The sequence below is a fragment of the Candidatus Solincola tengchongensis genome (assembly GCF_015711935.1).
Lineage (GTDB): Bacteria > Actinomycetota > Geothermincolia > Geothermincolales > RBG-13-55-18 > Solincola_A > Solincola_A tengchongensis.
Genome location: NZ_JACVJJ010000036.1, coordinates 1 through 3,706, shown reverse-complemented (window position 1 = coordinate 3,706; position 3,706 = coordinate 1). Strand labels below are relative to the sequence as shown.

Below are 3,706 nucleotides of genomic sequence, written 5' to 3'. Positions count from 1 at the left end.
GGCTGTTGATGTACAGGTGGATGTCCTTCTCCGGGTCCTCCGATTCCAGGTGGAGGAGTTGGGCCATGACCACGTTGGCCACGTGGTCGTCGATCTCCGTGCCAAGGAAGATTATGCGGTCCTTGAGCAGCCGGGAGTAGATGTCGAAGGACCGCTCCCCCCGGCTGGTCTGCTCGATGACTATGGGTATCAGGCTGGTGGCCATGCCGCTTCTACCTCGCTTTTCCATGATCCGACCTTCATCCCTTTCCTTCGTTAGGTCCGCCTCCGCGGACGCTCCATACTCCAGAAACGATCTTTCCACTCCATGGATTATTATACCCGACCGCCCCTTCCCCCGGCGTCGACCGGCCTTTCCCGGGTCCTCATGCCAAGCCCATAACGCCCTCGTAAAACGCCGACCGAGAGCGCTCCACGACGGGAAAAGTTATGCCCACCGCCCCGGTTTAAACGGTGGGCGTAAATCGGGTTTCCCCAGCGCCAAGGGGTATACTCCCCTTCCGGGAAAGCGGCCGCGCAACTACTTGGAGGGGTCGGGTTCCTCCCCCGGGCCCTCCTCCCCGCTGCCAGACGGCGCGGTCCCGGCAACCGCCTCCTCGCCGGAAGCCTCCCCGGCATTCCCGGTGGTGGCCCCCTCCTCGCCCGCGAACACGGCGTGGTCGCCCAGGAGCTGCAGGGCCTTCTCCCGGAGGAGGTCCCGCCGTAGGTCCTCCAGGCCCTCTCTCTCCTCGATGGCCGAGCGCAGGGTCTCCGGCTTGAGGCCCAGCATCTCCGCCCGCCTCCGGATCTCGCTTTCCAGCTCCTCGTCCGTCACCTGGAGCCCCTCGGCCCGGATCACCGCGTCCAGAACCAGCTCGTTGCGGATGAGGCGTTCCGCTTCCTCCCCGAACTCCTCCTCCATGCGCTTCTCGGTGTAGTTCACCGCCTTGAGGTAGCTCTCCAGGGATATGCCTCGGGTGGCCAGCCGGGCCTCCAGATCGCGGCGGCGGTGGCTCGTGTAGTCCTCGATCATGCGGCGGGGTATCTCCACCTCCAGCCCCTCGGCCAGTTTGCGCAGGGCCTGCAGGCGGACGGATTCCCTGGCCCTCTCCGTCTTCATCTCCTGGAGGCGCCGGCGGATGTCCTCCTTCAGCTCCTGGAGGGTGTCGAACTTGCTGGCCTCCCTGGCGAAGTCGTCGTCGGCTTCGGGGAGCTTCTTGACCTTGACCTCCTTAACCAGGACCTTGAAGCTGGCGATCTTTCCGGCCATCTCCGGATCGGGGAACTGCTCCGGCATCTTCACCTTGATGTCCAGGATGTCCCCCTTGCGCTTGCCGCGCAGCTCCTGGTTGAACTCCGGCCAGATGTTCTCCGAGCCCACCTCGAGCATGAAGTCCTTGGCGGAGCCGCCCTCGAAGGGCTGCCCGTTCACCGTCCCCTCGAAATCGATGAGCGCGTAATCCCCGTCGGAGAGCGCCTTGCCCGAGGCCACTTCCAGCTGGGCGAACTTCTCCCGCAGGTTGTCCAGGGCCCGCTGTACCTCCTCTTCGGTGACCTCCTCGTCGGGGCGCTCCACCACCACGCCCTTGTAGCCGGTGAGCTCCACGCGGGGCTTCACCTCCACCACCGCCTGGAAGGAGAGGGGCTTGCCCTCCTCGATCTCTATCTCCTCCAGGTCGATCTCCGGCTCGGCTATGGGTTCCAGGTCCAGAAGCTCCAGTGCCTCACGGTAGTAGCCGGGGAGGTTCGACTGCTTCACCTCCTCGTAGACCGGTTCCATGCCCAGCCTGGCCTGTAGCACCCGCCGCGGTACCCTTCCCCGGCGGAAGCCGGGCACGAAGACCTCGCGGGCGATATCGCGAAAGGCGCGATCGATGGCCCTGCTCACCTCCTCGGCGGGGACCTCCACCTTGATGCGCACCTTGTTCTTCTCCACTTCCTCCATCTCGGCTTTTACGGTCACCTTCACAACGCTCCTTCCTCGTACTCCTCCGCGCCCGAGCGACGGCGGGCACCGCATCCTGGACCCCGTTTTCCGCTGGAAAAAAATCCCACTCCCCTTCAGGGGGCAGGAAAGGATGGTGCGAGAGGGGGGACTCGAACCCCCACGGTTTAAACCACTGGATCCTAAGTCCAGCGCGTCTGCCGGTTCCGCCACTCTCGCCCGTCTTCGGGGGCGTAAATTATGCTACTACATGCGCGGATGCCTGACAATAAAACCAACTCCCCGACCGGAGGGGCCTAGGCGACGTATGCCGTCCCCAAATGAGGCATATACCTGTCCGGAGCCGAAGGCATGGATGCCGTTATCTCCCGGCTGCCACCTCACGGCGTCAGGGTTCCCTCCTATTCCATCCCGGCAAGGCGGGGCCCACGGGAAGGGTAGTGCGAGTCCCTGATCCCGGGCTCAAGACCTGGCACTTCTCCGCGGCGGTGCGCAAACCGGCGGGCGTTGCTATAATATCTTTTGCTCCTTGAAAACATGCGCCTGTAGCTCAACGGATAGAGCAACGGACTTCTAATCCGTGGGTTGGAGGTTCGAGTCCTCCCAGGCGTGCCAGAATTCAGCGGTGGGGGTAGCTCAATCGGCAGAGCACTGGGTTGTGGCCCCAGAGGTCGCGGGTTCGAGTCCCGTCCCTCACCCCATTTTTTTCCAAATAAACCCGCTTGAGTCCCCGCGGAAGCGGCGAGGCGCGCCTCGCCACGCGAAGTCCTCATTCCACGTGCAGTTCCAGGTAGCTGACCATGGCCCTGGAGGTGGGGCGGAAGTCGCCCATGTCGTGCCGGTAACGGCACTCGCGAAGGGGCCCGAGGTCGCGTCCTCCCCACAGGCAGCGGGCGTCCTTCACCTTGTACACCCGGTGCAGGCGAAAACGGCTGCGCCGACCCAACTCGGTCACCCCGGCGATCCTCTGCCCAGGATCCGTGCCCAGGAGAGGTGCCGACAGCAGGGGGAGCAGCCGGCAGTAGAGGGCATTGCGGGCCAGGGCTTCCGGGATGCGCGGAGCGAGGCGGTTCACGGCGCGGAGCGCCGGCGTGTCCGCGTAATCCACCTCTATCCTCAGTTCCCCTTTCTCTCCGGTGTCCACCTCGATGACCCAATGCCCGTCCGTGCGCCGGGAGTTGACCGAGGTCACCACCCGGCGGTCGAAACGGTGGATAGAGGACACCAGGTCCCTTCCCTCCTCGCCGCTCACGTAGAGGGTGCGGTGATCGTCGGGGGTGAAGTGAAAGACGGCACGGTAGGGACCCACCGGGGTCTCCTCCCAGACCTCGACCAGGAAGACGTCATGGGGACCGAACTGCAGGGTGGGGATGAACCAGCCCCTCTCCACGACCATTCTCGCCCTCCTTCCTCTCGGGGCCGCGACGCCGCGCGGCCTTGCATGAGATCACCCCGCCGCGGGGAGCCGTGCCTTCTACCGTGACGGCCCCCGCCACACCGGATCCGTCTCTTACCCGGGCGCCGGCAACCCCATGGAATTCCCTGAACCCGCCGGGCGGCGCAGAGGGTCGTGGTGTGTGCCGGCAAGGGATCCCCATGAAGCCTCTCGCCCGTCTCCCCCGTCTCCACGGACATCGAGCGTGGAATTGCCTGGTAAAATCTGGTCGGGGTGGGCGGATTTGAACCGCCGGCCTCATGCTCCCAAAGCATGCGCGCTGACCAAGCTGCGCCACACCCCGACGGGTTGATTATAACAACAAGCCTCGCAGGACATAAGTCCCG

Annotated in this window: 3 protein-coding genes and 4 tRNA genes; 2 read left to right on the top strand and 5 right to left on the bottom strand. The window is 64.7% G+C overall.

The genetic code is table 11. From position 1 onward, the window contains the following. The 3 genes from H7007_RS02505 to H7007_RS02495 all read right to left on the bottom strand — a co-directional run. Positions 1 to 205: ATP-dependent Clp protease proteolytic subunit (locus tag H7007_RS02505; RefSeq protein ID WP_303646051.1), on the bottom strand; the 205-nt coding region annotated here is incomplete at its 3' end. A gap of 315 nt (positions 206 to 520) precedes the next feature. Next, positions 521 to 1,942 carry a trigger factor gene (gene tig, locus H7007_RS02500; protein WP_287152915.1) on the bottom strand — a complete coding sequence of 474 codons (1,422 nt, stop codon included), beginning with the start codon at positions 1,940 to 1,942 and terminating at the stop codon, positions 521 to 523. A gap of 116 nt (positions 1,943 to 2,058) precedes the next feature. After that, positions 2,059 to 2,143 (bottom strand) — tRNA-Leu (locus H7007_RS02495). A 320-nt stretch (positions 2,144 to 2,463) separates the two neighbouring features. Between H7007_RS02495 and H7007_RS02490 the strand changes: the two genes are divergently transcribed. Continuing rightward, a tRNA-Arg gene (locus H7007_RS02490) sits at positions 2,464 to 2,539 on the top strand. A 10-nt stretch (positions 2,540 to 2,549) separates the two neighbouring features. Beyond that, positions 2,550 to 2,625: transfer RNA gene (locus H7007_RS02485), tRNA-His, on the top strand. Between the two features lie 68 nt (positions 2,626 to 2,693). Here H7007_RS02485 and H7007_RS02480 read toward each other — a convergent pair. Together H7007_RS02480 and H7007_RS02475 are read right to left on the bottom strand one after the other, a co-directional pair. Then, the gene (locus tag H7007_RS02480; RefSeq protein ID WP_287152914.1) at positions 2,694 to 3,320 is read right to left on the bottom strand and encodes a hypothetical protein; all 627 of its coding nucleotides are present in this window, start codon (positions 3,318 to 3,320) and stop codon (positions 2,694 to 2,696) included. A 265-nt stretch (positions 3,321 to 3,585) separates the two neighbouring features. After that, a tRNA-Pro gene (locus tag H7007_RS02475) sits at positions 3,586 to 3,663 on the bottom strand. Between the last annotated feature and the right edge of the window lie 43 nt (positions 3,664 to 3,706).

Bases quoted from the DNA above. Each gene is read 5' to 3' on its own strand.
- H7007_RS02480 (WP_287152914.1), bottom strand. From the start codon at position 3,320: ATGGTCGTGGAGAGGGGCTGGTTCATCCCCACCCTGCAGTTCGGTCCC.